This window comes from Escherichia sp. AM3 (assembly GCF_032029835.1).
Lineage (GTDB): Bacteria > Pseudomonadota > Gammaproteobacteria > Enterobacterales > Enterobacteriaceae > Escherichia > Escherichia coli.
Genome location: NZ_JAVUPQ010000718.1, coordinates 1 through 339 on the forward strand (window position 1 = coordinate 1; position 339 = coordinate 339).

Genomic DNA, 339 nt, shown 5'->3' on the forward strand with positions numbered 1-339 from the left:
TGGTGGATACCGGCTGAAGTTCTTCGAAGCTGTGGAGGTTAATCACACCGTTCCGGTAACTCAGCTTCAGCCGGTAGGTTTTTTCCTGGTCTTCCAGTGGAGTGATGATTGCGCCGTTGGTGGTGGAGGATTTCAGCACCCCGCTGTACTGCACGGAGCCATCATCCATGACGCGAATTTCTTTCGTGTCGAACCGGGTGGTTATGCCCGCTTTCTTGATGCGTTCAGCTTCAATATCCAGAGCTTTCTTGAGTTCGTCCCGCTCGGCGGAAGGGACGAATCCAAGAATCATTTTCTGGTTGTTGTCGATGTTTTCCGGGCTTACGTTCAGTCGCCAGT

The 339-nt window shown here is 52.2% G+C and carries 1 protein-coding gene; it reads right to left on the reverse strand.

All coding sequences use genetic code 11. From position 1 onward, the window contains the following. A partial coding sequence (locus RTW80_RS28055; protein ID WP_312721396.1) for a TraE/TraK family type IV conjugative transfer system protein occupies positions 1-339 on the reverse strand: 339 nt, incomplete at both ends.